Source organism: Microcoleus sp. B4-C1, from assembly GCF_036705285.1.
In the GTDB taxonomy this organism is placed as follows: Bacteria; Cyanobacteriota; Cyanobacteriia; order Cyanobacteriales; family Microcoleaceae; genus Microcoleus.
Genome location: NZ_JAUBUC010000180.1, coordinates 1 through 4,041, shown reverse-complemented (window position 1 = coordinate 4,041; position 4,041 = coordinate 1). Strand labels below are relative to the sequence as shown.

Genomic DNA, 4,041 nt, shown 5'->3' with positions numbered 1-4,041 from the left:
GGTTTTTAGCTGGCATTTTTGTATAAATTGACTAAACTAATTTTTTATTATACCCTATTTAAAGGCACAACAGCTTATGAAGTAGCTTTAATAAGTTCATATTTTCCTCAAACTAAAAGTATCAAGAGATTCGACGCAAGTAAAATTGCTAGTTTTTAATTCCCTGGAATCAGAACAAATCTGACATTTCCAGCTTTACATCTGCATTTTTCCAAACTATATCGAACTTGTCTTTAAAATCCTGAGCTTCTTGTATTTTTTCCTGTGCAAGTAAGCTTTGATATAGTCCGAATAGAGAGCGCCCATTGCCAGGATTAGATATTCGATAAATTTTTCCGTCGCTGTTGTCTAAATCTTTCCTAAACACCTGTTCTGCTTGACTATATTGAGCATTGGCATACAAGACAGCACCTAGAGCTTCTCGGGCAGGAGGCCAAGGGATTGGCTCATCGTAAACAAGGTTATCCTGTTTATCAACTGCTTTCTTTAAAAATGCGATCGCATCATCAGCTTTACCTTCTAAGTCAGCAATCTTAGCATCGAGTTCTAACGCAGCAATTTGTAAAATATCCTGCGCTTTGTTGTTTCCCCAAGATAAATCACAAGGAATCTGAATAACTTCAACAAAAAATTGGTCTTTTTCATCTTTTGCTGAAGCTAAGTCTTTCTTTCCTAAGTAAGCCAGTGCTCGCGCCCAGCGCCAAAAAGCTTGAGTAGCCGATGTCCCATACTGGGGTGAAGGAAGCGAAAGAATCTCATCCCACCGTCCAAAGCGTTCGAGCATCAAAATCTTACTGGGAAAGTAGTGTTCTAGTCCTGGCTGACCCTCAAGATATTGAGGAACGTACTCTTCGATAAAGCCAGTAGTCTCTATGGCATCAATTGAGCGTCCTGTCATAGCATACGGCAGAGCGCGAAATAACTGGTTATGGGTATAGTAGTGACCAGCATAAATAGGGTCGCATTCTTTAGCTTGTAGACTCTTACATTGTTTAGAGAATGGTTCATCTACTTTCACAGCTTTCTCATTTTGTTTTGCTGCTCTTTCGTAATTGCCAAGACGAGCATAGATATGAGATGGCATATGGACGATGTGACCAGCAGATGGAGCAAAACTCTCTAAAATATTGGCACTTTCAAGAGCTTTATGCGGTTGGTCCGAAGCTTCCAACGCATGAATATAGTAGTGATTAACTCCTACATGATTGGGAAATGATTTTAGTGCTTTTTCTAGGATATTAACAACCGTTAAAGTAACAGGTGTATTGGGTGTACCATTCGGTTTCCACAGTATCCACGGGTACAAGTCCATTAAGCTATCGGCATAAATCGTAACGACATCGGGTTGGTCGGAATAAGCTTGATAGACTTTTCCCATTGCATTTTTATAAGCGATCGCAAGTTCATTAATACCTGAATTAGGAGCCTCCATGTATCGGACTGCTAATGCCATAATGAGAGCTTGTTCAAGAGAAGTAGCATTAGCTGAGAGACTTTTCGCTCTCTGAATCTGCTTCTTAGCAAATTCAGCACATTTATTATCAATTTCTATATTAATATTGGTTCCCGGCGCTAGTGCCATTCCATAGTAAGCCATCGCCATATTAGGATCGAGTTGTGCTGCTTTACGGAAAAAGCGAATTGCCTCTTCACCATTAAATCCATAAAACAGAGTTAGTCCTTCATTGAAGAACTTTTTTGCTTCTTCGCTGTTGCTAGTAACAGGAAAATTCAAATCACCTAAATTCGGAATTAATGCTTGGGGAAGTGAACGCTCTTCAGCTTTATCGCAATAAGAAGCTGAAGTACGGGAATCTAAAAAAGTTGTTCCCCTCATTGGGGTCATATTTTGTATAACGCCATTTTGAGCAACTTTAAAAACCTCTTGGAGGGAATCAGCCAAAGCAATAGAAGGCTGATTACTGTAAAGTATAACAAAGCTAACAACAACTAACGTTAACCGAAAGAATCGTTCTTTAATCTTCATATACAACTAATTTATTGCACCTCGACATGGAAGAGCTTTTTCTCGTCGGTGGTATCCGAACCCTGGGGCGGCTGTGGGGGAAGCAGTTCATCGCGAGTGTGTATTTTTACCTCTATCTGCTCCTGGGTATTCTCAAGCAATTCTGCCCGAAAACCGTGTAGAGGGATGAATGCCTTCACCTCCAGATGCGTTTGGCAGTTGGCACAATATTGGACACTCCAACGGCTCAATACAGCCTCAGTTCCCGCAAGGTATCTCTTGTCTCCAATGTTGATGTAAGCTGAAACGAGGAAAGAACCTCTGATAGGTGCGCGGTTGATTCCAGACACGCGAATCACCTTGATATTCTGCTCCTGTTGCAAAACCTCACGCTCGACGCTCTCTTCTAGGGAGCCGTGGCTGTAGGTGTAGCCAAGCTGTGTTTCGATATTGATGCAATCGAGAGACGTGTAGGCTTTTCCGTCTTTCTTTTTGAACGGATCGAGCGACGACTCCAATGTCAACCACGAGTTGGGTGCTGTACCAGGTGTGGGCCCCTGCCAGTCTACCGAGTTGGTTCCGGGGTATTCTGCTATGACCTCAAGATAATCAGTGAATCCGTGCTTCTTCTGCCACAACCAGAACACACGATCTACGAAGCAGTGGTGAAAGTAGAAAATGGGATCTAAACCAGCAGTGTCGTTTTCGCCCATGTCACCGTTGGCTCCCTCGATGGGGGAGCGATCGTAGTCCGGCACGTCGAAGCCTCCCACAGCTAGGTGAATACTATTATGGGGGGATTCCAACGATACGATGGGCATCATGCTGCTATCGAGATCCGCATTCCATTGCTGGGCGGAAGTTGTGTTAGAAAAGACCGTGTAGTTTGGAGCGTCCAGGCAGTCTGTGTATTTCTTTTTCACATTGGTTTCGATACGCTTTCCCTTCACTACAATATACGAGGTCAGCCAGTTCACGATGTTCTGATTGAGGCTCTCCACATTTTTATCGTAATCAGGGAACTTTGCATTGTGCGCCTCTGTTTTCTTCCTGTCATCCTCGCTACCGACCAGTCCTGACAAAGGGTAGCGTACCGTTTCATAGCCTTTAGGCTTACTGTAGTTTGGGTTATCTCCGTTGATAAAGTCTGTAATGTTCTTGTTGAAAACGAAGGAGCGCAGGGGGTTGGGGATTGTTTTTCCGTCGAGTACAAAGTCTTTTTTGGTCAAAGCCCACGGAATTCCGTTTTTCAGGGATTCATCGCTAGTTTCGTCCCAATAGGGCAGCATTACCTCTTCACAACCTGGGATACTCTGAAGAGCCTCTTCCAATTTTAGAAGATATACACGATGCCAGGTGGGGAATAAGATATTGCCGTGGTTGCAATAGCCTCCCCAATAAGAGTTGTTTCCCCATCCTGCTCCCCTGAAAGGCTCACCGTGATAGCCTCCTAGCATGAAGAACGACTGTGGATTGTCGGGGGGAAGTTCCTTAATGCCCTTCCAGGCACGCATCAGATATTCCAGTGGTTTTTTGTTGCCTTTTGTATAATCGTCCTGTAGCTCATGGAGCGACCTACGAATTCTAAGCTCATTATTGGTTTCCATGATAAAATCTGCCTCGTATGCTTTTTTACCTACCAGGATTTCCGTCTGGCAAATCTTGTATAATAGGTAAGCTTATTAATTTAGACAACGTTAAAAGTAGAGTAAACATTCGCTACTTTATCGATTTCTCCGAGGCAAGTCAAGAAAAGTTGATTTAAGTTTACAGTGAAAACCGCTCTATATTTTTGAGTTAAACGGAACTTACCCCTGCGGGGTAGTTTCATGCGCTGTATTCTTTGTCCTGTCTCGGTTTTAGCGACTTGACTGCCGACAACCCGCAGTCATGTATTTAAGATTTTCTTAATATTTAAGGCGATAGTATTGTTCTATGATGAATTTTAGCAAAAACCTCGCCACATAAGGGTTGTAAGAGAGTGTAGTCATGTAAAAGGGGAGCATCCCGATTTTGCAAGTATACAAAAGTATGATATGATGTATTGTTTTTTTGGAAAACCGACACTTAGCTTC

Annotated in this window: 2 protein-coding genes; both read right to left on the bottom strand. The window is 42.7% G+C overall.

The features are described 5' to 3' along the window. Positions 1-169: 169 nt before the first annotated feature. Positions 170-1,987, bottom strand: coding sequence for a hypothetical protein (locus tag QUB26_RS31325; RefSeq protein WP_333321197.1), 1,818 nt, complete (start codon positions 1,985-1,987; stop codon positions 170-172). Positions 1,988-1,998: 11 nt separating this feature from the next. Further along, positions 1,999-3,573, bottom strand: a complete 1,575-nt coding sequence (locus tag QUB26_RS31320) for a tyrosinase family protein (protein ID WP_333321195.1) — start codon at positions 3,571-3,573, stop codon at positions 1,999-2,001. Positions 3,574-4,041 lie beyond the last annotated feature (468 nt).